At 53.1% G+C, this 26030-nt stretch carries 20 protein-coding genes and 2 pseudogenes; 8 read left to right on the top strand and 14 right to left on the bottom strand.

Annotated features, from left to right (window positions below):
• Nucleotides 1-135 precede the first annotated feature (135 nt).
• The 3 genes from mglB to mglC all read left to right on the top strand — a co-directional run bounded on the left by mglB (nucleotide 136) and on the right by mglC (nucleotide 3922).
• Nucleotides 136-1134 carry a galactose/glucose ABC transporter substrate-binding protein MglB gene (gene mglB / locus KWG64_RS01815; RefSeq protein ID WP_195812833.1) on the top strand — a complete coding sequence of 333 codons (999 nt, stop codon included), beginning with the start codon at nucleotides 136-138 and terminating at the stop codon, nucleotides 1132-1134.
• 223 nt (nucleotides 1135-1357) lie between these two features.
• On the top strand, nucleotides 1358-2893 hold the full coding sequence (mglA, locus tag KWG64_RS01810; RefSeq protein WP_195812832.1) for a galactose/methyl galactoside ABC transporter ATP-binding protein MglA: 1536 nt from the start codon (nucleotides 1358-1360) through the stop codon (nucleotides 2891-2893).
• Between the two features lie 18 nt (nucleotides 2894-2911).
• Entirely contained in the window at nucleotides 2912-3922 is a 1011-nt protein-coding gene (mglC, locus tag KWG64_RS01805) for a galactose/methyl galactoside ABC transporter permease MglC (protein ID WP_101075966.1), read from the top strand.
• A gap of 93 nt (nucleotides 3923-4015) precedes the next feature.
• Here mglC and KWG64_RS01800 read toward each other — a convergent pair whose 3' ends face one another.
• The 8 genes and pseudogenes from KWG64_RS01800 to yedA form a co-directional block, all read right to left on the bottom strand.
• Complete coding sequence (locus tag KWG64_RS01800) at nucleotides 4016-4594, bottom strand: hypothetical protein (RefSeq protein ID WP_218520740.1); 579 nt, start codon at nucleotides 4592-4594, stop codon at nucleotides 4016-4018.
• Nucleotides 4595-4727: 133 nt separating this feature from the next.
• Entirely contained in the window at nucleotides 4728-5036 is a 309-nt protein-coding gene (locus KWG64_RS01795; protein ID WP_218520739.1) for a hypothetical protein, read from the bottom strand.
• 2 nt (nucleotides 5037-5038) lie between these two features.
• Nucleotides 5039-5623, bottom strand: a pseudogene (locus KWG64_RS01790) (RHS repeat-associated core domain-containing protein); the annotation flags it as partial.
• A gap of 226 nt (nucleotides 5624-5849) precedes the next feature.
• A complete protein-coding gene (locus KWG64_RS01785) occupies nucleotides 5850-6050 on the bottom strand; it encodes a hypothetical protein (protein WP_218520738.1) in 201 nt (66 codons plus the stop codon).
• Nucleotides 6043-6525, bottom strand: a complete 483-nt coding sequence (locus tag KWG64_RS25585) for a hypothetical protein (RefSeq protein WP_255562063.1) — start codon at nucleotides 6523-6525, stop codon at nucleotides 6043-6045. Before KWG64_RS25585 ends, KWG64_RS01785 begins: the two co-directional genes overlap by 8 nt.
• A 177-nt stretch (nucleotides 6526-6702) precedes the next feature.
• Entirely contained in the window at nucleotides 6703-7011 is a 309-nt protein-coding gene (locus KWG64_RS01775; RefSeq protein WP_218520737.1) for a hypothetical protein, read from the bottom strand.
• Nucleotides 7008-11099, bottom strand: a complete 4092-nt coding sequence (locus KWG64_RS01770) for an RHS repeat-associated core domain-containing protein (RefSeq protein ID WP_218520736.1) — start codon at nucleotides 11097-11099, stop codon at nucleotides 7008-7010. Before KWG64_RS01770 ends, KWG64_RS01775 begins: the two co-directional genes overlap by 4 nt.
• A 243-nt stretch (nucleotides 11100-11342) precedes the next feature.
• On the bottom strand, nucleotides 11343-12260 hold the full coding sequence (gene yedA, locus KWG64_RS01765) for a drug/metabolite exporter YedA (protein ID WP_218520735.1): 918 nt from the start codon (nucleotides 12258-12260) through the stop codon (nucleotides 11343-11345).
• Nucleotides 12261-12484: 224 nt separating this feature from the next.
• Between yedA and KWG64_RS25845 the strand changes: the two are divergent.
• A pseudogene (locus KWG64_RS25845) lies at nucleotides 12485-12586 on the top strand (hypothetical protein); the annotation flags it as partial.
• A 63-nt stretch (nucleotides 12587-12649) separates the two neighbouring features.
• On the opposite strand, the gene KWG64_RS01755 reads toward KWG64_RS25845, so the two are convergent.
• Genes KWG64_RS01755 through KWG64_RS01740 form a run of 4 tightly spaced genes read right to left on the bottom strand, consistent with a single transcriptional unit; the run spans nucleotide 12650 to nucleotide 16522 of the window.
• Nucleotides 12650-13420 (bottom strand): ABC transporter permease, encoded by a 771-nt coding sequence (locus KWG64_RS01755; protein ID WP_152325527.1) that lies wholly within the window; start codon nucleotides 13418-13420, stop codon nucleotides 12650-12652.
• On the bottom strand, nucleotides 13417-14361 hold the full coding sequence (locus KWG64_RS01750; RefSeq protein ID WP_195814098.1) for an ABC transporter ATP-binding protein: 945 nt from the start codon (nucleotides 14359-14361) through the stop codon (nucleotides 13417-13419). The genes KWG64_RS01755 and KWG64_RS01750 overlap by 4 nt, the downstream gene beginning before the upstream one ends.
• On the bottom strand, nucleotides 14358-15527 hold the full coding sequence (locus KWG64_RS01745) for an ABC transporter permease (RefSeq protein WP_218520734.1): 1170 nt from the start codon (nucleotides 15525-15527) through the stop codon (nucleotides 14358-14360). Before KWG64_RS01745 ends, KWG64_RS01750 begins: the two co-directional genes overlap by 4 nt.
• A 59-nt stretch (nucleotides 15528-15586) precedes the next feature.
• On the bottom strand, nucleotides 15587-16522 hold the full coding sequence (locus KWG64_RS01740; RefSeq protein ID WP_218520733.1) for an ABC transporter substrate-binding protein: 936 nt from the start codon (nucleotides 16520-16522) through the stop codon (nucleotides 15587-15589).
• Nucleotides 16523-16886: 364 nt separating this feature from the next.
• Here KWG64_RS01740 and KWG64_RS01735 point away from each other — a divergent pair, with 364 nt between their 5' ends.
• Complete coding sequence (locus tag KWG64_RS01735) at nucleotides 16887-18383, top strand: MFS transporter (RefSeq protein WP_218520732.1); 1497 nt, start codon at nucleotides 16887-16889, stop codon at nucleotides 18381-18383.
• Nucleotides 18384-19137: 754 nt separating this feature from the next.
• Here KWG64_RS01735 and KWG64_RS01730 read toward each other — a convergent pair.
• Nucleotides 19138-20244, bottom strand: coding sequence for a suppressor of fused domain protein (locus KWG64_RS01730; RefSeq protein ID WP_218520731.1), 1107 nt, complete (start codon nucleotides 20242-20244; stop codon nucleotides 19138-19140).
• 157 nt (nucleotides 20245-20401) lie between these two features.
• Nucleotides 20402-21298, bottom strand: coding sequence for a LysR family transcriptional regulator (locus KWG64_RS01725; protein ID WP_218520730.1), 897 nt, complete (start codon nucleotides 21296-21298; stop codon nucleotides 20402-20404).
• A 345-nt stretch (nucleotides 21299-21643) separates the two neighbouring features.
• Between KWG64_RS01725 and KWG64_RS01720 the strand changes: the two genes are divergently transcribed.
• The 3 genes from KWG64_RS01720 (at nucleotide 21644) to abgT (ending at nucleotide 26030) form a co-directional block, all read left to right on the top strand.
• Nucleotides 21644-22960 (top strand): M20 family metallo-hydrolase, encoded by a 1317-nt coding sequence (locus tag KWG64_RS01720; RefSeq protein WP_101077292.1) that lies wholly within the window; start codon nucleotides 21644-21646, stop codon nucleotides 22958-22960.
• Nucleotides 22960-24414 (top strand): M20 family metallopeptidase, encoded by a 1455-nt coding sequence (locus tag KWG64_RS01715; RefSeq protein WP_218520729.1) that lies wholly within the window; start codon nucleotides 22960-22962, stop codon nucleotides 24412-24414. The genes KWG64_RS01720 and KWG64_RS01715 overlap by 1 nt, the downstream gene beginning before the upstream one ends.
• Before the next feature lie 92 nt (nucleotides 24415-24506).
• Nucleotides 24507-26030 (top strand): p-aminobenzoyl-glutamate transporter, encoded by a 1524-nt coding sequence (gene abgT, locus KWG64_RS01710; protein WP_218520728.1) that lies wholly within the window; start codon nucleotides 24507-24509, stop codon nucleotides 26028-26030.

Genomic DNA, 26030 nt, shown 5'->3' with positions numbered 1-26030 from the left:
GACTGGTTTCACAGCGAGTCAGGACGTTATAAGTCAAGGATGGCAGGCACCCACAATCATGACGTGGAGCTGTACTGCTCCCGCAGGGATTTCCGGTGCCAAATTCTGTAACACCCTACATAACCGGAGATACAAATGAATAAAAAGGTTTTCACACTGGCTACTCTGGCTGCGAGCATGATGTTTGGTTTTGCCGCACACGCTGCTGATACTAAAATCGGTGTCACCATCTATAAATACGATGACAACTTCATGTCCGAAGTCCGCAAAGCCATCGAGAAAGATGCGAAAGCTTCTCCAGATGTGCAACTGCTGATGAATGACTCGCAAAACAGCCAGTCCACCCAGAACGACCAGGTTGACGTCATGCTGGCGAAAGGGGTTAAAGCCCTGGCCATTAACCTGGTTGACCCGGCTGCTGCCCCGGTCATTATTGAGAAAGCCCGCGGTGCTGGCATTCCTGTCGTTTTCTATAACAAAGAACCTTCCCGTAAAGATTTAGACAGCTACGACAAAGCGTATTACGTCGGGACTGACTCTAAAGAGTCTGGCGTTATCCAGGGTGAGCTGATTGCTAAACACTGGAAAGCGAACCCGGCCTGGGATCTGAACAAAGACGGCGTGATCCAATATGTGCTGATTAAAGGTGAACCTGGCCATCCGGATGCTGAAGCGCGTACCAAATACGTCATCAGCACTCTGAATGGTAAAGAAGGCCTGAAAACTGATCAGCTGCAACTCGACACAGCAATGTGGGATACCGCTCAGGCGAAAGATAAAATGGACGCATGGCTGTCCGGCCCGAACGCTAACAAAATCGAAGTGGTTATCGCCAACAACGATGCAATGGCAATGGGTGCTGTAGAAGCACTGAAATCTCATAACAAATCCAGCATTCCTGTATTTGGTGTGGATGCCCTGGCTGAAGCGCTGGCACTGGTGAAATCAGGCGCAATGGCCGGTACCGTGCTTAACGATGCAAACAACCAGGCGAAAGCCACGTTTGATCTGGCAAAAAATCTGGCAGCCGGTAAACCAGCAGCCGATGGCACTAACTGGAAAATTGAAAACAAAGTCGTTCGTATTCCTTACGTCGCAGTAGACAAAGACAACCTGTCTGAGTTTGTGAAATAAGAATACGCGGGCAGCAGTAAATACAGACAGCAATAAAAAAAAGCTAAGCAGTGGCAAAAATAATTGCGGTTAAGCCGTAAATAAAGAGTAAGTGTGATTAGACGTTAATGCTTGTCTGACAGGACGTCATGTCATAATGCAGCCGGCAGGTTTGCTTGCCGGTTGCATTACTGACATCAGGTATTAATAACCCGTTTATTTTTATCTTTAGCCAGGTACAACTATGGCCGATATTTCGCTCTCTGACACAAAAACAGAAAAGCCAGGTGAATTCCTGCTGGAAATGAGCGGTATTAATAAATCATTCCCAGGCGTTAAGGCGTTAGATAATGTGAATTTAAAAGTGCGTCCGCATTCCATCCATGCATTAATGGGTGAAAATGGCGCGGGTAAATCCACATTATTAAAATGTCTTTTCGGAATTTACAGTAAAGACTCCGGAACTATTCTTTTTCAGGGACAAGAAGTTAATTTTAAAAGCTCAAAAGAAGCGCTTGAGCAAGGCGTGTCGATGGTGCATCAGGAATTAAACCTGGTGTTGCAACGTACTGTCATGGACAACATGTGGCTGGGTCGTTATCCGACCAAAGGCATTTTTGTTGATCAGGACAAAATGTACAAAGACACCAAAGCGATCTTTGACGAACTGGACATTGATATCGACCCGCGCGACAAGGTGGGTAAGCTGTCCGTTTCGCAGATGCAGATGATCGAAATCGCCAAGGCGTTTTCCTACAACGCAAAAATCGTCATCATGGACGAACCGACATCTTCCCTGACGGAAAAAGAAGTGAACCATTTGTTCACGATTATCCGTAAGCTGAAAGATCGCGGCTGCGGGATTGTGTATATCTCTCATAAGATGGAAGAAATCTTCCAGCTGTGCGATGAGATCACCATTCTGCGCGACGGCCAGTGGATTGCCACTCAGCCGCTCGAAGGCCTCGATATGGACAGAATCATCTCCATGATGGTGGGGCGTTCACTGAGCCAGCGTTTTCCTGATCGCCTGAACAAACCGGGTGAAGTCATTCTCGAAGTGCGCAATCTGACGTCGCTGCGCCAGCCTTCCATTCGCGATATCTCTTTTGATTTGCATAAAGGCGAAATTCTCGGGATCGCCGGTCTGGTCGGTGCGAAGCGTACAGACATTGTCGAAACGCTGTTTGGTATCCGTGAGAAAGTCGCCGGAACCATTAAGCTCCACGGCAAAAAAATTAATAATCACAGTGCGAATGAAGCCATTAACCATGGTTTTGCGCTGGTGACAGAAGAGCGTCGTTCAACCGGTATTTATGCGTATCTGGATATCGGCTTTAACTCGCTGATTTCCAATATTCGTCAATATAAGAATAAAGCCGGTTTACTGGATACCTCGCGCATGAAAAGCGATACCCAATGGGTTATCGATTCCATGCGGGTGAAAACGCCGGGACATAAAACCAGTATTGGTTCATTGTCTGGCGGGAATCAGCAAAAAGTTATTATCGGGCGCTGGTTATTAACCAATCCTGAAATATTAATGCTGGATGAACCAACTCGCGGGATTGACGTTGGCGCTAAGTTTGAAATTTACCAGTTAATCACCGAGTTGGCTAAAAAAGAGAAGGGGATCATTATTATCTCCTCTGAAATGCCTGAGTTGCTGGGTATTACTGACAGAATTTTGGTTATGAGTAATGGACAGGTTGCGGGCATCGTTGATACAAAAACGACTTCGCAGAATGAAATATTACGCCTGGCTTCCTTGCATCTCTAATTTTTAAGGGTTCTTATTATGAAAGCATTAAATAAGAAAAGTGTGCTCACTTATTTAAAAGAGGGCGGGATTTATGTGGTATTGCTGGTTTTACTGGCAATTATTATCATTCAGGATCCAAGCTTCCTCAGTCTGGTCAACTTAAGTAACATTCTGACCCAGTCCTCCGTGCGCGTTATTATCGCGCTGGGCGTGGCAGGGCTTATCGTCACACAGGGTACCGATCTGTCAGCAGGGCGTCAGGTGGGCTTAGCGGCGGTTGTTGCAGCCACCATGTTGCAGGCGATGGATAACGTCAACAAGGTCTTCCCGCATCTCGAAGTTGTGCCAATTCCGCTGGTTATTCTGACCGTGTGTATTGTTGGCGCGTTAATTGGTTTGCTGAACGGTATTATCATTGCTTACCTGAACGTGACGCCGTTTATCACTACGCTGGGTACGATGATTATCGTCTACGGGATTAACTCCCTGTATTACGATTATGTCGGCTCATCACCAGTGGCGGGTTTTGACCCGGGCTTCTCACAATTCGCACAAGGGTTTATTCACCTGGGCGGCCTGAAGCTTTCTTACATCACATTCTATGCGCTGATTGCTATCGCCTTTGTCTGGGTACTGTGGAACAAAACCCGCTTCGGCAAAAACATCTTTGCTATCGGTGGTAACCCGGAAGCTGCGAAAGTTTCAGGCGTAAACGTTCCGTTAAACCTGATCATGATTTACGCGTTGTCCGGTGTGTTCTACGCATTCGGTGGTTTGCTGGAAGCAGGGCGTATCGGCAGTGCAACGAACAACCTCGGCTTTATGTATGAACTCGATGCCATCGCAGCCTGCGTGGTCGGCGGCGTGTCATTCGCCGGTGGCGTGGGTTCTGTGGCAGGTGTGGTGACCGGTGTACTGATCTTCACCGTCATCAACTACGGCCTGACCTACATCGGCGTGAACCCTTACTGGCAGTACATCATAAAAGGCAGCATCATCATCTTCGCGGTGGCGCTGGACTCTTTGAAATACGCTAAGAAGAAGTAATGTACTGACAGACTTTAGCTTAATTTTCTAAAGGGAAGCCCCTAATCTTGTTAGGGGCTTTTATTTTGATTGGTGATAGTGAGAAAATTAAAACTAACGCGTTGCAGAAATTTTAAACGAACTAATGAAAGTATCATAAATAACCTTTTTCTCAGTATATTTTAATTTAGGTACAATCATCGTTATTTCACTGTCAATCATATCACCTGCCTTGGTGTAGGATAACGCAGTAGTAATAACAACTATATCCTCTCCTTTGGTTATTATTCTGTTAATAGATTGCCAGCCTGATATATTTTTAATTTTAATGCGATGTGATGAATGCAGTCGGACTGGTTTATCTTCAGCATTGACCCTTACGTGAATGTCAAAAACAATACACGCACTTGAACTATCAGCTTTTTCAAGGAAAATGGTAAATCCGTGAAATGGTGCATCTTCTGCAACGCCTCCCCATCCTATGAGCCCTTTGGGAATCACCAGTGACATAGAGTAATCATCATTAGTGACGCTTCCTTTGTATGCATTCCCGACGTTTTTACGTACGAGAGTCACGCTTTCACAATTACTTATACTTGATTTCTCGAGTGCAACTTCAGAAGCATTTGCCATAGGCATAAATATCTGTGCAGTTGCATAAAATAGAGTTGCACTAAAAAGTGATGTAGTCATCAAAATTCAACTCCACAATCTGCTGTAGCTGTCATCCTTTTGTCCTATCCGTATTAGTTCTGCAGGAATTAGATTGTGCAAAGGACGTATGTTTTTTAGGTAATAGCAGTCCCTTTTCAAATCTTATTTTTATCTAATATGTAAAATTTTTTTTGTTTCTAACAAAACCATCTTTATCAACATAAAAACAATTGTCTCTGTAGAAGCATATTTTGGCGCGTATATCATTGCTTTGATAATTTCGGCTAGTGCTGGGAGATAAATAATTTAAAAAGTCAGTGCTGCTAATATAACATAAGTCACCATATTCAACTATCATTGGCTCTGTAATACCAGTAATTCTTTCTATATCAAAACCGTAATAATAGACCACTCCTACATCATCACAACCATACGTTACTCCACTCAAAAGAAGTAAAAAATAAAAAACAATACGCGTCACCGTTATTTTTTTCCTTTTGTACAAGCCTGCCAGGTGATAGTTGATATGCTGTACTCTGTTCTTGGGTTTTCTCCCAAGTCTGCCCTAATTGGGTTTTCATTGATGATTATGTTGTTCATCTTATCTGTTCCGTCATCTTTAATACCTCCAGCATGGCCTAACTCATGACCGAGCATTGCTGCTTTTGATATCGGCTCCATTCCGTTGGTAGTAGGCAATAATATAGTGTTGTTTGGATCAATAAAAACTGCCCGGTCTTTTCCATTGCATTTTTTAGCTTTTGTTCCAAAGGGGCAGTAATAAGCATCATGATAAACCGAGTTTATCGTGTATCTATCTTTTGACTTCTCTAAGGGTGCTGTTATCTCTTTGCCTCTTTTTCTTTTCTTTAATCTGGCATAGGCGTCTTTTAATATCTTAGCTTCTTTTGCATCCTTTGCTGTCACGATCACAATCAGGCCTAATGGATCCATTCCAAGAACAGGGTCCAACGGATAACCATATAAATTCCACCCCCCTCTCAACCCAATCGGGTCCTGCGTAATATACCGTCCCAGTGCCGGGTCATAATAACGATGTCGGTTGTAATTCTACTTAGTGCATTTGGAGTTTAAATAATCCTCAACAACTTTATCAAATTCCTCACTTCTTTCAAACTCATATAAATCAGTGCATTTTAATATTAAATTATCTGAGGGACTCAGCATGTAAATGCTCTCTGGAATTGAGTCATCTCTGATATGTACATTTGTAATTATCCAAAAGTACGGGAACTGATTACTTTTAATTTTAATACCAAGTAGATCATATTTTTCATATATATATTTTTAGATAAATAAATTCTCTTGATTTGTTTTTATTTTTATCTCTGTATGTTAATTCAACTCCTTGCATGGCAGCATAGATTGGTTTATTGGCGAGTTCACCATGATTAAGTATATAGTAGATGTAGTGCCCCCCCCAACATACAAGGGCAATGACTGCTAATAACAGGAAACCACATCCTTTATTCATGATTGAACTCCGAAAAATATGAAGGAATCGAAGCGCCCTGATTGATTTGAATCCCTGTATTTCCAGAAAGCATCCCTCCTACAAAACCCATCGTCGGAGGGGGTTGTGGTAACATCCCTTGAGATATAGCATCTGTCATGATTTTTTGTCCAACATTTGCTTTTGTAAAAGAATCTGCAACCATCGTTGAGAAATTGTGCTTAGCTATGTTATATCCAACACCATTAGGGTAGCTTTCATTAATATAATTAATCATTACTTCTTCTTGTAATGGCGTTGTTTTCATGACGTATGCAGTCATATCTGTTTCCAATTTAATGTCTTCCACCGCCAATCTCATGTATACAGTTAGGAAATACGCAAATACATCCGGTGTCATGAAGCTAAGACATGCGTAATGAGGGTATTTATAATCTAATTGGAGCAACCGACAAGTTATCTCAGATTTTTTTCGAAAAAAGGTTTCAGTACTCACATCTTCCTCTCTTTTCCCTAAGCAAATTATTTTATTGTTGAGAAATAATTAATCGTTAAAGATTGAAATTAATCAGCATGCTCTAAATTAGTCGCCTTTGAGCCTGTTCGATTTGTCCAGAAATAAAGGAAGCTTCTATCTCTGGTAGGAACCCCTTGAAGCTTATAACTAATTTTTTTATTTCCCAAAGTTTTTTTCGAATAAAATTATTTTTTTGTTTTTTTTGCTAATTATGTATTTTAACTCCATATCGCCCCCACCTTGCAACTCAATTGGTTGATTATCTTTAACGAGAGCAATTTTTATTGTCTTTTCATTATTCTCAATGATTGACTTGTAGTCTGCAATTGAAATTCCTCTTTCGGCCAAATCGTTAACCATTAAATTTACCGCTATTATTTCATCATAATTTAATGTTAAAGCTTCCGCATTTACACAACAAGAAATCAACAATGTAACAGTGAGAAATCCATTGAAAGGAATCATTTTATATCACTTATCTTTTTAGATTTTGGATTGTATTTTGAATAGGTATTATCTGGTTTCCCTAAGTAAGATGAAAATTCGCTCTTACCTTTAGAAAAGTAGTTTGCACTATCTTTGTCTTTTTCAGAGAAGTGCAATGTGTCGTAATAATCATTTTTCTTTAAAGTTATATTTCCGTACTTATCAGAATAATACCCATGTGTATGATAAACACCCACATTATCACTCTCTTTCGGACAACCTGCCGAATATGGATTAACCCCAGCATTGGTTCCTTTCACTGGTCCTGTAGAGAAATAGCCTTGCTTATTTTTGCAAATTAAACCCCCAAACTCTTTATTTTCTGAAATTGAATCTGCGTTACACATCCTTAGCGCATATAACGCAGCCTTATCTGCACTTTCAAATTGGTTAGTTTCGAGACCCAGTGGATCCATTCCCAGAACCGGGTCCAGCGGATACGCATATAAATTCCACCCCCCTCTCAACCCAATCGGATCCTGCGTAATATACCGTCCCAGTGCCGGGTCATAATAACGGTGGCGGTTGTAATGCAGCCCTGATTCTTCGTCGTAATGCTGGCCCTGCATTTTAATTGGCTGACGCAGTTTGTAAGGATTAAAAATGTCCACCACGTTGCCCCAGACGTCTGAAATCGCGTCCCATTCCACCTTGCCGGTTTTGTGATTAATCAGCGCAACCGGCGTGCCCAGGTGGTCGCAGTGGTACAGGTGCAGTTTGAGTTCACCGGCGTCCGGCAGCGGTTCAATCCACGGSGCGAGGCTKTCGGTTTTYAGGCCCACAGAATCCAGCCACTGCAGGTGCGCGTCGCTGACGTCGTTMCGGCGGATTTCCTTTTCGATGTCGTTAAAGCGCTGRTGGATRTCGSCGGGGAACGGGCTGCCGGCGTCTTCCTCGAGCTTTTCCGCYAGCGTGCGGTGGCTGTCTTCCATCCGKGCGTGCTCCGCGCGCAGCAGCGGGACAAAGCTGCCCGGGTGATAAAYCGTGTGCAGCTGGGTGTCGCGGTTYTCRGTCAGCACCAGCCGGTCRCCGTCCCAGCCAAACCAGGTGTTCTGCGTTTGTGCTTCGCCGGATTGCGGGTTTATCTGGCTGACGTGTTTGCCCACCCGCCGCCCGAGCGGGTCGTAGATGTAACGTGCCCGCATCAGCGTCTGGCCGTCCTCTTCCGTTGTCAGGCGCGTCAGGCGGTGCGCCTGGTCATAGGCCAAATGGCTGATGGCCCCGCCGCCGTGCGGGGTGTGCATCCGGCCCGCGTGGAACGGACGTTTTTCGGTCAGGTTGCCATACCGGTCGTACTCATAAAGGTAACGTTCATCGCGCTGCACGCGGTTGTGGTACCAGACCGGCCGCGCATCTTCCGGTGGAACGCTGAGGTCGTGGTGCGTGACGCTGCGGTTGCCGGCGGGGTCGGTCAGGGTGGCGAGAAAGCCGTCGGGTGAGCTGACGCTGTTTAAACGTCCGGCTGGTGTGTAGTCATAGTGATGGTCGCCAAGGCCGGTGGTCATCTTCGTCATCTGCCCGGCGTCGTTGTACTCGTAGAGGCGTATCAGGTTCGGATGGCCGACGTCCGGCGTGTGCTGGCCGGCGAGCTGCCCGGTCAGTGAGTAGGCGTTTTCGCTCTGCCAGTTCTGGCTGAACCGGCGGGTGGTTTCGCGGTGCAAACGGTCGCGGCTGAGTTCGAGCCCCACGTCGTGCCCGAGCTTCACGCCCAGCAGGTGGCCCGGGCCGTAGGTCTGCCAGTGGATTTCCGGCAGGCCGTCGTAGCGGACGGAAACCTCAAAACCGCGCGGGTCGAACTGGTGGCGGACGGTGTGCTGCCACAGCAAATCGCCGTGCGCGTTGCGGATAACCTGCCGCTCGCCGGTCAGGTTATCGTTGTCGTCGTRCTGAAAGCGCACGGTGACCAGATGGGTTTCGCTGCGGTGGGCGRTTTCGTTSACGCGTCCGGCGGCGTCGTACTGCCACAGCACCTCGTCCGGGCCRTCGTCSGTKTCMGGKCGCTGCTGGCGGATAAGCTGGCCGTCCTCGTCGTAGTGCCAGTGCGTAACAAGCCCGGCGTCATCGCTATGCATTAACTGACCGGCGGCGTTGTACTGATAATTTTGCACGCGCCCGTCGAAGCCGGTTTCCTGTATCAGGCGGTCCATGACGTCGTAGGCAAAATGCGTTTCTGCGCCGTTTTCATTAACCAGCCGTACCAGCCTGCCCGCGCTGTCAAATCCGGTTTGCCGCGTGAGCCCGCCTTCGGTCTGCGAGGTCGGGTTGCCGCGCTCATCGTAAGTCTGCGTGGACTGCGTGCCGTCCGGGCGGGTGACGGTGATGATGTCGCCCGCGGCGTTGTATTCCCAAAGCGCTTTTGCGCCGCTGGCATCTTCCCGGGTAATCCGCCTGCCGCGCGCGTCGTACGCAAAACGGGTCTGCATCCCTTCTTCGTGCAGGATTTCCACCGGCTGGCCGGCGCGGTTGTAGCGGTATGACGTCTTAAACCCGGAGCAGTCAGTGAAGGCAATTAGCAAGCCGGCCGCGTTCCATTCCAGCGTCTGCCGTCCGCCTGCCGCGTCTTCGGTGGCGCAGGGCTGTGCGCTCTTGTCGTCGGCGTAGTGATAGCGGCGGGTCTGGTTCAGGGCGTCGGTCTCAGCCGTCAGACGCCCCAAAATATCGTAGGTTTTCTCTACGTGGCGTCCGTCGGGCGCGGTGGCCGAAATCAGCTGCCCGGCGCGGTTATAGCTGAACCGGCTGCGTTTTTCGCCGCCGGGGTGGACGATTTCGGTCAGGTCGCCGCTGGCCGGGTTGAGATGAAACTCGATGGCGCGCCCGGCGGTATCAGTCTGCGAGGTCAGCCCGCCGCGGCTGTCGAAGGTGCTTTGCACACAACTGCCGTCGGCGTTATCGAGCCTGACCACGCGCCGCAACCCTTTCTCGCCCTCAAAATGATACACGCGCAGCCGCCCGAGGCTGTCGGTGACGCGTGTCTGATTTTTTCCGTATTCAAACTGATAGTTCAGGCCGCCGGGATTCACCTGCGAAATGACCTTGCCGGATGCATCGTAAACATAGCGCGTGGCCGGACGTCCGGCATAGCGGTGCGCCACCATCAGTCCGGTATTTTCACTGTGCCAGTTAAACTCGCGAACCACTTCACCGGCACGGTCATAAACGGTTTTCAGCTCGCCGCGCGGGGTGTAGTCATAGCGGGCCAGCGGTTTTGACGGCAAATCCGGAAACGCCGCATCCTTCGTCAGCCAGACGGCGGAAAGCCGCACCCCACAGTCAGAACCCCAGGCGGTATTCAGGGCGGGTCTGAAATCCGGCAGCGTGACTAATTCAAGGCGGAAACGCCGCCCGCAGCTGTCGGTGACGCCGGTGATCTGCCCGGCGAATTCGCCTTCTGCGTCGCGGTGATAGTTAAGCTGATTGCCGAAACGGTCGGACAACCCCAAAAGCACACGGGACGACGGCAACGGGCGCGGCAGCACGTCTTCAGCGGTTGCGGGTAACTGCACGCAGCCCAAAATCCACCAGGGGCCGGTGGCGTCATTAGCCACAAAATAGTAATGCGGGCTGTTGCGCAGTGCTTCCGGCAGGGCCTGCCAGAGCGGACTGAGCAGATGATTATCAGGCTGCTTACCGGTGCCGCCGCGCGCCAGCCAGAGTTTTTCGCTGTGGCTGAAGGCAATCTGGCCGGACGGAAGCAGGTGAAAATGAATGCTGCGCCCGGCATTGTCGTTAAGGATAAGTTCGTCAGCACGGATTTGCAGGCGGATATCCGCCGCCGCCGACCAGCCGGGGCCGAACATCCCGACCGGCGCGGGCGTATCCGTTTTATAGCTGCTGTAAGAACGCGATAGCACAAAGGGCAGCGGCGCGGGCAGCGCAATATCGGTCTCGCCGGGCAGGACTTTGGCACCGAGCGACGGGTTCACGGGGCTGCCTTCCACTACGCCGCCGGGGCACACCGAGCAGGCGACGCCCGTAGGTGCGCCAATCATTACGCCCAGCGAGCCCTGCACAACCGGGCCGCCAATGGCGGTCATATCATGCTGACGCGCAGCGGGAAATCCGGTCATGGGTAAAGTCCTTTTGGGTAAAGCGTCCGTGGAATGATTGATTTGAAGGTGGGGTATCCATTGTTTTATTCATCAAATAAATACAACAAAATCAGAGTGATGACAGAAGCTAAACCTTAAAAGGCGTGCGCGTTGTGAGGCGGTTCACAGGTATGAGGAATGCAGAATAAGTGAAGGGGAGCAGACAAAAAATCCCCGACATGAAGTCAGGGATCCATAAGTTGAAAGTATTCAGAGCGGGAGTTAAACCTTCACCTCTTTAATCACCGTTTTGCGGCGGCCGAAGACGAATTTACCCAGCGTCACCAGCAGAACGGCGCAAAGAATGACGCCTAACGCGACCCATTCGACCGGCGAAAGGGATTCACCGGCGAAGCCGATACCCAGCAAAACCGCGACTATCGGGTTCACATAGGCATAGCTGGTGGCGACGGCCGGACGCACGGTTTTCAGCAGGAACATGTAAGCGCTGATGGCAATCATCGAGCCGAAAACCACCAGATAGCCCAGCGCCAGAAAACCGCTCAGTTTTGGCGCGGCAGCAAGATGTTCGCCGCTGATACGGCTGGCAACCAGCAAGACCACGCCCGCAATAATCATTTCCGCCGCACCGGCCATCAGGCCAACCGGAAGCGTCAGACGCGAACTCCACACCGAACCAAACGCCCAGCTCAGCGAGGCCAGCAAAATCAGCGCCGCGCCCCACGGGTTTCCTTCCAGATTGCTGCCGGTATTGAGCAGCACAATCCCGAACAGGCCGATAGCCACGCCGGTCCATTCCAGACGGCTGTTGGGCATTCCCCACAGACGGCTGAAACACAGCGTAAACAGCGGAACGGTGGCGACCATCACTGCGGCAATGCCCGACGGCACCTGCATATGTTCGGCGACTGTCACCAGACCGTTACCGACAGAGAGCAGCAAAATGCCCACCGCACCGGCGGCCATCCACTGTTTCAGCGTCGGCACTTTATGCCCGCGCAGCAGCAAAAACGTGAACATAATGCATCCGGCAACAAAGAAACGCAGCCCGGCCATCATCAGCGGCGGCCAGCTTTCCACGCCCACGCGGATCACGAAATAGGTAGAACCCCAGATAAAATACAGCGCAAACAGTGCTGCGATTAACGGCAGCAGGGAACGGGTCACAGAGGCAGTCATAGGAATAACTTATTAGCGTGATAATAAAGGCAAACAGTTAACGCTATTGGCACGATTACCGGCAAGGGAATCTGTGCGATCGCGTCAAAATGTTGCTAAAAAGTTTCTGCATATGACAAAAAATGAGAGGCATTGGCGGTTAACGTAATTAGCGCATGAATAGTGTGTTGCAGGAGGAGGTAAACAATTTATAATTCGTCGTTCAAATTTCCGAGGTACTGCACATGAATTCGCTTGGCAAAAAATTATTTATCGCACTGTTCGGCCTGATGGCGATTGGCGCAATTGGTGGCGTGATGGTCGCAGGTTATGCGGTGGTGATTCAGGACGACGCCAAACCGGTCAGCGATAACGACGCCCCTTCTGTAGTTCCGGCGCCGTCTTCGACGTCAGCGCACTGATTCACCGCCAGACCGCTGCTGCCACCGTTGCAGCCAGCGGCTCCAGCGTTCAAACAGCATATCCACGCAAATCGCCAGCAGCGCGACAATCACCGCGCCCTGCAAAACATACGCCGTATTAAAACCGCTCAGACCGATAATAATCGGCGACCCCAGGCTTGATGTCCCGACCGTTGACGCAATCGCCGCCGTCCCGATATTGATGATCACCGACGTGCGGATACCGGCAATGATCACCGGCGCAGCCAGCGGTATTTCGACCTTTCTCAGCATCTGCCAGCGGCTCATCCCGACGCCCTGCGCAATTTCGCGTGCCGACGCTGGCACCGATTCAATCCCGGCAATCGTTCCCTGCAAAATGGGCAGAAGTCCGTAAAGCACCAGCGCAATAATCGCCGGTTTTTCACTGAATCCCATCACCGGCACCGCTACTGCCAGCACGGCGACCGGTGGAAACGTCTGCCCCATCGCCACCAGCGTTTCGACCAGCGAGCGGAATTCCTTCCCCGCCGGACGCGTCACTCCTACGCCCGCCGCCACACCAATCACCACCGCAATCAGGCTGGAAACACCGACCAGCAAGAGGTGCGCTTCCACCAGCGAGGCGAAACTTTCCTGCTGATATACCGGCCTGCTGAGCGCGGGAAACATCCAGTGGAACAGCCCGCCGAGGGACGTCATCCCGAAAATCAGCGCCAGTAACAACGCCAGTACCCAGATGAAAGGATCCGTGAGAACTCGCCGTAAGCCGTGTTTCATACACCGTTCCCTGTCGTCGTCAGATCCGCAAAATGCAGCACACCGACTGGCTGCCCGTGCTCATCCACCACCGGCAGTTGCTGAACCTGTTGCGCGACAAACTTTGACAGCGCCTGGCTCAGGCTCATCGACGCCACCAGAGGTTTTTCGTTACCGGCGTAATATTCGCCCTGCCGCGTGCGCGAACCGACTTCCTGCAAGGACAGCAAACGGATGCCCATATCGCTGCCGCCAAAGAAATCACGCACGAACGGCGTCGCAGGTTTGGTCAGTAATTCCAGCGGCGTGCCCTGCTGTACCACCTGCCCGTCGTTGAGCAGCACGATGCGGTCGGCCAGCGCCAGCGCTTCGTCGATGTCGTGCGTCACCAGCACAATGGTGCGGTGCGAGAGTTTATGAATACGCGCCACTTCTTCCTGCAACGTCGCACGCGTCACCGGATCGAGCGCGCCAAACGGTTCGTCCATCAGCAACACTTCCGGGTCTGACGCCAGCGCACGCGCCACGCCGACACGCTGCTGCTGCCCGCCGGAAAGCTGGTGCGGATAGCGCGTGCGAAACTGTTTCGGATCCAGGCTCAGCAGCTCGAGCAATTCGGTCACGCGGTCGCGGATTTTGGCCTTCGGCCATTTCAGCAGCTGCGGCACGGTGGCGATGTTCTCCTCCACTGTCCAGTGCGGAAACAGGCCAATCGACTGAATGGCGTACCCCATCCGGCGGCGTAAATCCTGCGCGCGAAATTTTTCAATCGGTTCACCGGCAAAGAGAATTTCGCCGCGATCGTGCTCTTCCAGCCGGTTGATCATCTTCAGCGTGGTGGATTTCCCCGAACCGGACGTGCCGATCAGCACGGTGAACTCGCCTTTGGCCATTTCCAGCGTCAGGTCACGCACGACCGCCTTGCCAGCGAAGTGTTTACTTACCTGCTTGAAATGAATCATCTGCGTGAAGTTTCCAAAATTGAGACTGCGAATTTAAAGAGGCTGTCGACCACTACGGCCATCAGAACCGCCGGGATCACCCCGAGCAGCACCAGATCCAGCGCGCTGCTTAACAGGCCCTGGAACATAATCGCCCCCAGCCCGCCCGCGCCGATCAGCGCCGCAACCATCGCCATTCCGACCGTTTGCACCGCCACAATACGGATGCCGGTGAGGATGACCGGCAGCGCGATCGGCATCTGGACGCGGAAAAAGACCTGCCCGCGGTTCATGCCCATGCCGCGTGCGGATTCCGTCACCGCCTCCGGCACGGAATCGAGCCCGGCAATTACGCCGCGCACCAGCGGCAACAGGGAATAAAGCACCAGCGCGATAATCGCCGGGGCCAGCCCGATACCGCTGATCCCATGTTCGGCCAGCCACGGCAGCGCTTTTGCCAGCCCGGCCAGCGGCGCAAGCAGCAGGCCAAACAGCGCAATCGACGGCACGGTCTGAATAATATTGAGCACCGACAGCACCGGCCCGCGCCAGCGCGCATTGCGATGACAGAGCAAACCGACCGGCAGGCCGATCAGCACCGCAGGCATCAGCGTGCCCAACAAAATCCCCAGATGCTGCCAGAGTGCGTCGTTGAACACGTCCGAACGGTTGTCATACTCTTTCAGCAGCGACAGCTCCGAAAGCTGGCCGTAAAACAGCAGCAAAATCACCGGGATCAGCATCTGGATATTGAGCAAAATGCGCAGGGTGTGATTGCGGGTAAAACGGGAAATGGCGTCGGAGGCAATCAGCAGACACAGCGCCGCTGCCGCCCAGAAACCGCCACCGAGCGAGGTGCGCGCAATGCTGTCTTCGTTGCCGCCAGTCAGTTGCACCGCGGTGTGTCCGGCCAGCCAGACCAGCGCCGCCAGCAGAATCTCTGCCAGCAACATCACCAGTAAATGGCTGCGGCCAAACAACGTAAGAAAAGCGCTCACCACCAGCAATATCACCGGCAGAAGCACGAAAAAGGTATAACCGTGCAGCAGCGAGGCCAGTGAAATGCCCTGTCCCGACACCAGCCGGTTAGGCGCATGACTAAGAAAGGCCAGTCCGGAACCGGCCAGCAATAACAGGAAAACCAGCGTCAGCAATACGCGGTTTTTAACGGGTGAATGATGAGCCAAAACGTTACCTGATTCAGTGAACACGGCCCGAAGGCCGCGTTCAGGGCGTCACTGCCCGATTATTTTTTAACGAAACCTTTGTCCTGCAAATACTTCGCCGCGACCTTCTTCGCATCCTGACCATCAACCGCAATTTTCGCGTTCAGCGTTTGCAGCGTTTTGGTATCGAGGGAAGCAAAGACCGGTTTCAGCAGATCAGGAATGTTCGGATGCGCTTTCAGCACGGCTTCGCGGATGATCGGCGCTGGCGCATAAATGGGCTGCACGCCTTTCGGATCTTCCAGCGTTTGCAGGCCGAGCGCGGCCACCGGGCCGTCGGTGCCATACGCCATCGCCGCGTTCACACCGGACGTTTTTTCCGCTGCCGCTTTTATCGTCACCGCCGTATCACCGCCCGCCAGCGACAACAGTTGTTGCTGATTCAGCTTGAAGCCGTAGGCATTTTCAAACGCCGGTAATGCATCCGGACGCTCGATAAACTCTGCCGACGCCGCCAGTTTGAAATCCCCGCCGCTGCTGATGAATTTGCCCAAATCGGCCAGCGATTTCAGATCATGCGCACTCGCCACATCCTGACGCACCGCGATAGTCCAGGTGTTATTCGCCGGAGACGGATCAAGCCAGACAATCTTGTTCTGGTCGTAATCGAGTTTTTTCACTTTATCGAAACCGGCCTGCGCATTTTTCCACGCCGGATCTTTTTCATCAGAGAAGAAGAACGCGCCGTTACCGGTGTATTCCGGGTAAATATCGATTTCCCCGGCGGTGATCGCGCCGCGCACCACTTTGGTCGTACCCAGCTGCAATTTATTGGTGGTGTGAATGCCGTTGGCTTCCAGCACCTGAATAATGATGTTACCCAGCAAAGACCCTTCGGTATCGATTTTCGAGCCAACACGCACCGTATCGTCTGCCGCGTGCGCGGTGAAGCTCATGGCCGACAGCGCCAGCATTGCTGCGGTCAGTCCCCGCACCCGCCCTTTTATTGCAGTCATGGTATGTCCTCTTATTGATTTTTTTTAGATTGTGTCGCCGGGCGACAGACTTTCAAATTGGCTTTCATCAGTGAAAACAGCGTGCTAACAAGGATAGTCCAATTTTGCGCAGGCTGAAGAAGGGTAATCCAAAAACCCGGATTGCCGTATTGCCAAAAACTGCAAAGTATTTTCAATAAATTAGCATTGAATCAAGGCGCTAAGCGGGCGCGCCAAAACGCCGGTTTATTGATGCGGAATGGGTCTTAGATCACTTAGCTTTAACTTATAGCCATTTGTTTTTACGTATCGCTGAATCAGGACTTGTGACCGGCATCACCTCGCCTCTATGCTGGTTTTTTTGTCAAAAAGCGTAAACACAACAATGTCTGATTCAATTGCGGCCTCTCCCGCCGCCTCTTCAGGGGATTACAGCGCAGATTCTGCGTCTGACAAGCCGGTGGTGATTCGTTCCGCTGCCGATATTACTCAGTTAGTGAACCGTGGCGCTGCGAAAATCAGCGACGCGCGCATCGTGATTGCTATCGCACTGGGCGGCGTTTTCCTCGACGCTTACGACCTCGGCGCGCTGGCCTTCGGGATGAAAGATATCACCCGCCAGTTCGGCCTGACGCCTTCCGGCGCGGGCTTTGTGGCTTCCGCGATCACCTTCGGGGCGATTGTCGGCGCGCTTTTCGGCGGCTATCTGACCGACAAAATTGGCCGTTACCGCGTCTTTATGGCCGACATGTTCTTCTTCGTGATTGCCGCACTGGCCTGTGCTTTTGCACCAAACGAATGGGTGCTCGGCGGCTCGCGCTTTGTGATGGGCCTCGGCGTCGGTATCGATTTACCGGTCGCGATGGCGTTTCTGGCGGAGTTCTCAAAGCTTCAGGGGCGCGGCAATAAAGCCTCGCGCGTGGCGATGTGGTGCCCAACGTGGTACGCCGCCATCAGCGTTTCCTATTTGCTGGTTCTGCTGCTTTACGCGGTATTGCCCGCCACGCACACCGACTGGCTGTGGCGTTTAATCCTCGGTTTTGGCGCGGTTCCGGCCATTCTGATTATCGCCATCCGTCACCGTTATATGAATGAATCACCGGTCTGGGCAGCAAATCAGGGCGACCTGCAAAGTGCGGCGGCTATCCTGCGTAAATCCTACAATATCAATGCGGTGGTTGCGGATGACGCAGACAAAACGCCGCAGGTGAAGGTGCGTAAAGCCGCCTGGCGCAACTACGGCACACTGTTACAGGGCGTTTACCTGCACCGCACCGTGCTGGCGACGGTGACTGCCGTCGCATCATCATTTGCCTACAACGCCGTGGCGTTCGGTCTGCCGGTGATTCTGTCAAGCTTCCTGCAACAATCGATGATCAGTACCATTTTGTTCTCGCTCGGCCTGAACCTGTGCTTCGCGTTTGTCGGCGGCCTGATTGCCGTGCGCTATGTGTCTAAATTTGGTGCATGGAAAATGACTTATGCCGGTTATGCCTGTCAGCTCGTTGCGATGATCGGCCTGGCGCTGGTTGGCCGTCCTGCCGACGGCGGCGAAGCGGCGATTTCCATCGCGATGCTGGCATTGTTCCTGTTCGGTCAGGGCTTCGGTCCGGGTTCGCACACCATGACATTTGCCTCGCTGAGCTACCCAACGTCGCTGCGCGGCATGGGTGTCGGTTTCAACCAGACGCTGATGCGTTCGAGCTCAACGGTTTCCCTGTTCCTGTTCCCGGTGCTTTCCGCCGCGTTAGGCACAGGCGTGTTTTGGGTGATCGCGTTAGCGCCGCTGGCGGGGCTTATCGTGCTGACGGCAATACGCTGGGAGCCATCGGGGTATGACGTGGACGCTGAGGATTTTGATGTGCCGGTGCCGCGGCACTGACGGCTTAACATCTTTCAGAAAGGTGAAAGTTTCGGTTTTTCATGAGCGGTGCCCACTCAGCGGCTGACGCCTAAACCGCCAAAGAGGGAGGAAAGCGCCTCCCTCTTTGATCTCCCACGCTTTTTCCAACACGCGCTACCGCTGGGTCGATGGACATATTCTGTCACTCCGGCGTGTGGCGCGAAATCTTGCCGCTACGCGGTGCCTTCCCTGCGGGCTTCGAGCCTTGCAGTCTCGAACCCTCGGTCAGCAAAATTTCTGAGCGCGCCATCTATCCTTTCTCAAAAATAACAACGATTTGGTTTGCTCCTCCCCCTGCGAAGGGGGAGGCCGGGAGGGGGTTTAGCAGGCCACTGTGTCGCTAAAACCAACACCCCATCCCGGCCTTCCCCTCGTGAGAGGGGAAGGAGCAAATCAAAACCAGCCAGCATGAATCTTTCGAATTAAATAGCCACTGGCCGCTTTCAAAACGACGTTGAGCGAGCGGTGAGAAACGGCGAGAGTCTTTTTACGAGCAGGTTCGAACCCGAAGCGAAAGAACCGCGAAGCGGCGACGTTTGCGGCACTAGCCGGAGTTGCTGAAACATAGCCAGCGAGCGGTAGCGCGCAGTGAAAGAGCCCGGGGGTCTTGGGGGCGGCGGCGATATGCCGCCCCCAAGTCGGTGTGGGCCGACGCCCACGACCTTGAACTTAAGGCCGGTTTGTGCGGCAATCCAAGGCTTTGAATTTAAAGCCACAAAGCCGTGGCTCCGGCTCAGATCACCGCGCTTCTCGGCGCAAACACAAACCCGATTCCATTCTCGATCATCGCCCCGACCAGCTCAAATCCGCCATTCGGTTTCCCTTTTGCGTATTCCAGTTCACTGGTAAATATCGGGCTTACCCAGAACTGATTCACCGGATCGCCGTAAATCTCTGGCAGGTCCATTTTATTGGCCGGGCCGCACAGAGCGGAGGAAATGACGTGGCCTTCGAAGCCCAACGGTGCCATCGGGGACATCAGCGTGTGGCCTTCGCCGAGCCAGCTGAGCGTGGTCCACGGGATTTGCGCATAACCGGACAGCGCGCTCGCCATCTGCACGGCGTTCTCTTCGGTTACGTATTCTTTTCCGACGGAAAACGCCAGTTCAATGCGGCGATGCTTTTCGGCTTCATCGTTGAAAATGATGTCGATTTGCGGCATGGGGCGGATGCTCATACCGACGGTGAAGAAGTAATAATTCTCTTCGTCTTCGTGCTGGGAAATGGCCATCGGAGGCCAGCTGCCCTGGTTAATCAGGTAATATTTCAGCGAAGGGCCAAAGCGATCTTCGTAGGACTCGAGCAGTTTGCGCTGGATTTTCGGCCACGGATTGCTGAATTCATTTTGCCAGTCACGCCAGAATAAACGGGTCTTTTCCGCCAGCTCGCACTGCGTATTCGTCGAGGCGGAACCGAGCGGGAAAGTCAGCGGGTTCTGCGCGATGCATCCGGCGGAATAACACACCGAGTGATCGATATACAAACTCCAGCCGGGGATCACCGCCAGCAGCAACCCCTGATACCACAACGCCGCGCCGTCATCGCTTTCGTTCCACAGGATCTGAATCTGCGACGGATCCAGCGGCGCTTCGCCTTCCAGATTACGGCAATAAGGCGCGGCCAGCAGCGGCGCGATGCCCTGTTCGGTGGCGGCGGTGTCATCGTGCAAAGGCGCAGGCACCAGATTGCGCACCCAGCAGGCACGCATTTTCGGAAAACGGTCACGCAGATCTTCGCGGGCGAAAATGTAGAAATACACCACGCGGTTGTCCTGTTCGACCAGCGCGGTCAGGGTTTGTTTGTCGTTACTGACTTCAGCAACAATGTCGGACTGGCGCATATGACCTCGGCAATATTAGGAAGCTTATTATTCCCTGTGATGGTCAGTGTAGAACGGATAAGCCAGCCCGATAACGGGCAATATTCCCAAAAATCCCCGATAAATCATCAAAACTCGCGCTTTTTCCGCGAATGCGGTTTGTTACCGGTTGTTCTTATTACTGGCAATAAAGCCGGAACAGTTGCGCCAGATGAGCCGCCATGGGCGTGAGCGTGGTATCACGTCGCTGAATGAGATAGAACGTCGCGGTCGGCAGCGGCAGATCCAGATCGAGCGCCACCAGGCTCTGGCCAATCACCGGGTCATTAATCACATCCACGGATAACACGCTGAGGAAATCGGTTTTGGCAATCAGGCTGGTGCAGGACATAAACGTCTCGCAAATCACGCTGATATCCGGCTCGGCGTCCATCTCGCTAAACACTTCGCTGAGCAGTTTGTAATAACTTCCGCGCGGCGTCGGCATGGTCCAGTCGCAGTGCAGCAATTCTTTCATCGAGCGCGCGTTTTGCATCGGGTGCCCGCGTCTGGCGACCACGCGGTACTCTTTATCCATCAGCTTTTCGTATAACAGTTCGTTATCAAAGGGGCCCTGATAATAGGTGTTGACGGTGAAATCCAGCTCGCCCTGACGCAGTTCGGGGATCATCGACACCAGCTGGCCTTCGGCGATACGCACCTTCACATTGGGGAATTCCCGATGAAAACGCTCGATCACTTCCGGCATGATGGTGCGCGCAATGCTGGCACCGACGCCGATATTCACCCTGCCGCTGGTGCCGCCGAGGCGCTGAGCGATGTCTTCCTGCGCCACGCGCAGCTCTTCCAGAATCAGGCTGGCGCGTTTAAAAAATGCGTCACCACAATCGGTTAGCGTCACCCCCTGACGGCGGCGGACAAATAATCTCGCGCCCAGCCCTTCTTCCAGCTCTTTAATCGATTTGGTCAGCGCAGGCTGGGAAAGATTGAGCAGACGGCTGGCGGCACGAATGCTGCCCTGCCGCGCCACGGACACAAACGCCCGCAGCTGATGCATTTTTATTTGTGATGGCATGAGATTCTTTGATAACCCCTGATTATCACTAAGAAGATTTTGGCATCTTATATGCCCTGATCGCTTTGTGTACATTGAAAAACACATAAGGCAGACGTTCGTCATAAAACGCTGACCGATACGACGGCAAAAATGCCGCGATGCAGTCTCTTCCGCCGGGCCTTTCCCTGCGGATTATTCCTCCAAACGGCAACAAATTACGGGTTACTGGTTTGCGCTTCGCGCCCGCCGGTCTGGGTTTGTTGTGCCAGTTTTCGTGCTCCGGCGCGCACTCCCCCAAACAAGATTTCCTCCTTTCTGCTTCTGGCAGAAAGCCTGCATGTCTGTAAAAAAAGAGAGTCCGTGATGGTTAATGAGATTTCTGAACACGTTGAACAGCTGTTCCCTGCCCTGCAAACACAACGTCGTGACCTGCATAAATACGCCGAATCCGGCTGGCTGGAATTTCGTACGTCCACGCTGGTGGCCGACCGGCTGGAGAAACTCGGGTACGCGCTGAAACTGGGAAAAGACGTTATCGATGCGGATTCGCGCATGGGTTTGCCTTCGGCCGCCGTGCTGGCCGAACATGAGCAACGCGCGCTGGAACAGGGCGCAATTGCCCGCTGGATGCCGCATTTTTCCGGCGGTTTCACGGGCATTGTTGCCACGCTGGAAACCGGACGTCCCGGCCCGGTGATGGGATTTCGCGTCGACATGGATGCGCTGGATTTAAACGAGGTGCTCGACGAGGCGCATCGCCCGTTCCGCGAAGGATTTGCTTCTGCCAATAACGGCATGATGCACGCCTGCGGCCACGACGGGCACACCACGATCGGTTTAGGCCTGGCGGAAGTGCTGATGCAGGCGCGCGATAAGCTTTGCGGCACGATAAAACTGATTTTCCAGCCTGCGGAAGAAGGCACGCGCGGCGCGAAATCCATGGTCGCGGCGGGCGTGGTCGATGACGTCGATTACTTCACCGCCGTCCATATCGGCACCGGCGTTCCGGCTAATCATATTGTCTGCGGCAACGACACGTTCATGGCAACCACCAAGCTCGACGTGCGCTTCACCGGCGTGGCATCGCATGCCGGTGGCAAACCGGAAGAAGGCCGCAACGCCCTGCTGGCGGCGGCGCAGGCCACGCTCGGTTTACACGCCATTCCCCGCCACAGCGGCGGCAGTTCACGGGTCAACGTCGGCGTATTGCAGGCAGGCACCGGCCGCAACGTCGTCGCCTCTTCCGCCATGATGAAAGTCGAAACGCGCGGTTCTACCAATGAAGTCAACGAATTCATTTATCAGCAGGCGCTGAAAGTGATTTCCGGCGCGGCCGAAATGCATCAGGTGAAATTCGACATCAAACTGATGGGCGCAGCGCAAAGCAGTAAACCGACGGCGGCGTGGGTGAATTACATCCATCAGCAGGCGGAAAAACTGGGTGAATTTGAAGAGATTATTGACCGTCAGGAAGGCGCGGCGGGCTCTGAAGATGCGACGTACATGATGGAACGTGTGAAAGCGCGCGGCGGTGAAGCCTCTTACGTGATTTTCGGCACTGACCTGAGCGCAGGGCATCACAACGAGCTGTTTGATTTCGATGAAAAAGTGATGATGCAGGGCATCAAAACGCTGGCCGCACTGGCGCTGAATATCGCTGAATTCAAAGGGGAAAACTGATGGCTGCGCAGCAAAACATTGTCAATTTCATCAATGATTTTATCGATAACCAGCAACCGGCGCTGGCGGAAATCAGCGACGCCATCTGGGATCATCCGGAAACCCGTTTCGCCGAATCGTTTTCTTCAGCATTGCTGGCAGACAAACTGGAAGCCAGCGGATTTTCGATTGAGCGCGGCGTCGGTGGCATGGAAACGGCGTTCATCGCCTGCTTCGGCAGTGGCAAACCGGTGATTGCCCTCCTCGGCGAATTCGACGCACTGGCCGGGCTGAGCCAGAAAGCCGGATGCGACATCGCGCAGCCGCTGATCGAAAACGGCAACGGCCACGGCTGCGGGCATAATTTGCTCGGGACGGCGGCGCTCGGTGGCGCGCTGGCGGTAAAAGCCTGGATGGAACGCGAAAACATTCAGGGCACGGTGCGGTTTTACGGCTGTCCGGGCGAAGAAGGCGGTTCCGGCAAAACGTTTATGGCCCGCGAAGGCCTGTTTGATGACGTCGATGCCGCGCTGACGTGGCATCCGGAAACGTACAGCGGCATGTTCAGCAACCAGACGCTGGCCAATATTCAGGCGTCGTTCAGCTTTAAAGGTGTGTCCTCACACGCCGCTGCTGCGCCACATCTGGGCCGCAGCGCGCTGGACGCCGTGACGCTGATGAATACCGGTTCCAACTTCCTGCGCGAGCACATTATTCAGGAAGCGCGGCTGCATTACGCCATCACCAACGCGGGCGGAATTTCGCCGAACGTGGTGCAGGCCGATGCGGAAGTGCTGTATCTGGTGCGCGCGCCGCAGATGGATCAGGCGCAGGGGATTTTCGACCGCGTGGTAGATATTGCCAAAGGCGCGGCGCTGATGACCGGTACTAGGATGTCGATGCGTTTTGACAAAGCCTGTTCCAATTACGTGCCGAACCGCACGCTGGAAAACGCGATGTATCAGTACGTTAAGGCGTTTGGCGCACCGCAATACACGGCCGAGGAGCAGGCGTTTGCGGCGTCAATTCACGCCACGCTGACGGAGCAGGATATCGATAACAATCTGCTGAATATCTCCCGCACCAGCGGCGCGGAAGGGATGGCGTTCGCCGAAACGCTGCGCACGTCCCCCTTGACCAGCGCCGTCGCGCCTTATGCACCCAACAACAATATTCTCTACGGCTCCACCGACGTCGGCGATGTCAGCTGGCTGGTGCCAACCGCGCAGTGCTTCAGCCCGTGTTTTGCGGTCGGTTCGCCGCTGCACACCTGGCAGATTGTGTCGCAGGGGCGCACGTCCATTGCGCACAAAGGCATGTGTCTTGCGGCAAAAGTGATGTCCTCCACAGCCATCGAACTGTTTACGCAGCCCGATTTACTCGCGGCGTGCCAGAAAGAACGCGACGCCCTGCGCGAACGTCGTCCGTATCACTGCCCAATTCCGGCAGGCGTAAAACCTTCGCCACTGAAATAAATCACGACGAGTAAACCGCCCGCGCATGCCCCGTTCCGGCAGAGACGGGCGGCATAAATATAAAAAAATCAAACACGACAGAGGGTTAAGAGATGAGTATTGAAGCACAAGACTCCGGCCAGAGCCCGGGAGGTTTTCTCCAGTGGGTAGAACGTGTAGGTAATAAAATTCCCAATCCGTTTTTGTTATTTGTTTATTTGATTGCCATTCTGATGGTCGCCAGCGCAGTGATTTCGTGGCTGAATATTACGGCGGTAAATCCGAGTAACGGCGAAGTTATTCACGTTAAAAATTTGCTGAGCGTGGAAGGCATCCAGTGGATTTTGCCGAACGTAATTAAGAATTTCAGCGGGTTCACCCCGCTCGGCTCGATTCTGGCGCTGGTGATCGGCGCAGGTCTGGCGGAGCGCGTCGGGCTGTTGCAAAGCCTGATGTATAAAATGGCGTCGAAAGTGAACGCCCGTTACGCCAGCTATATGGTGATTTTTATCGCCTTCTTCAGCCATATTTCGTCCGACGCCGCGCTGGTGGTGATGCCGCCACTGGGCGCGCTGATTTTCCTGGCGGTCGGGCGTCATCCGGTGGCCGGTTTACTGGCGGCGATCGCCGGTGTGGGCTGCGGCTTTACGGCAAATCTGCTGATTGTGACCACAGACGTGCTGCTTTCCGGGCTGAGTACCGAGGCGGCAAAAGCAATTAATCCGGCGGTTCAGGTCAGTGTTATCGATAACTGGTATTTCATGGCCGCGTCAGTGATTTTACTGACGATTGTCGGGGCCATTCTGACCGACAGATTTGTCGAACCGCGTCTGCCGGTTTATCGCGGCGAACGTAACGAAGAGATGAAGAAGCTGACGCCGGAACAGAACCGCGGCCTGATGGTGAGCGGGATTGCGGCGCTGGTGTTCATCGGGCTGGTCGCGTTGCTGGTGGTGCCGGAAGCCGCTCCGCTGCGTAATCCGAAAACCGGCGGCATCATCCCGTCTCCGTTTATTCAGGGCATCGTGCCGCTGATCATTTTGTTCTTCTTCGTGATTTCGGTGCCTTACGGCATGGTGACGAAGCAAATCCGCAGCGCCAGCGATGTGCCGGATTTGCTGGTTGATCCCATGAAGTCAATGGCAGGTTTTATCGTGATGGTGTTCCCGCTCTCCCAGTTTGTGGCGTTTTTCAACTGGAGCAATATGGGGAAATTTATGGCGATCGGGCTGACGGATGTGCTGGAAAATCTCGGCATGACCGGAATTCCGGCGTTCCTCGGGCTGATTTTTCTGTCGGCGTTGCTGTGTATGTTTATCGCCAGCGGCTCGGCGATCTGGTCGATTCTGGCACCGATTTTCGTACCGATGTTTATGCTGCTGGGGTTCCATCCGGCATTTGCGCAGATCGTGTTCCGCGTTGCCGATTCCTCAGTGATCCCGCTGGCACCGATGTCGCCGTTTGTGCCGCTGTTCCTCGGATTCCTCCAGCGGTACAACAAAGAGGCGAAACTTGGCACCTATTATTCGCTGGTGCTGCCGTACCCGATTGTGTTTTTCGTGGTATGGCTGCTGATGCTGGTCGGCTGGTATCTGCTGGGTTTACCGATCGGACCGGGCGTTTATCCGCATTTATAA

It is taken from the genome of Rahnella sp. PD12R (assembly GCF_019200965.1).
In the GTDB taxonomy this organism is placed as follows: Bacteria; Pseudomonadota; Gammaproteobacteria; order Enterobacterales; family Enterobacteriaceae; genus Rahnella; species Rahnella laticis.
The sequence above is the reverse complement of the archived record's forward strand: the minus strand, read 5'-3'. Positions and strand labels throughout refer to the sequence as shown.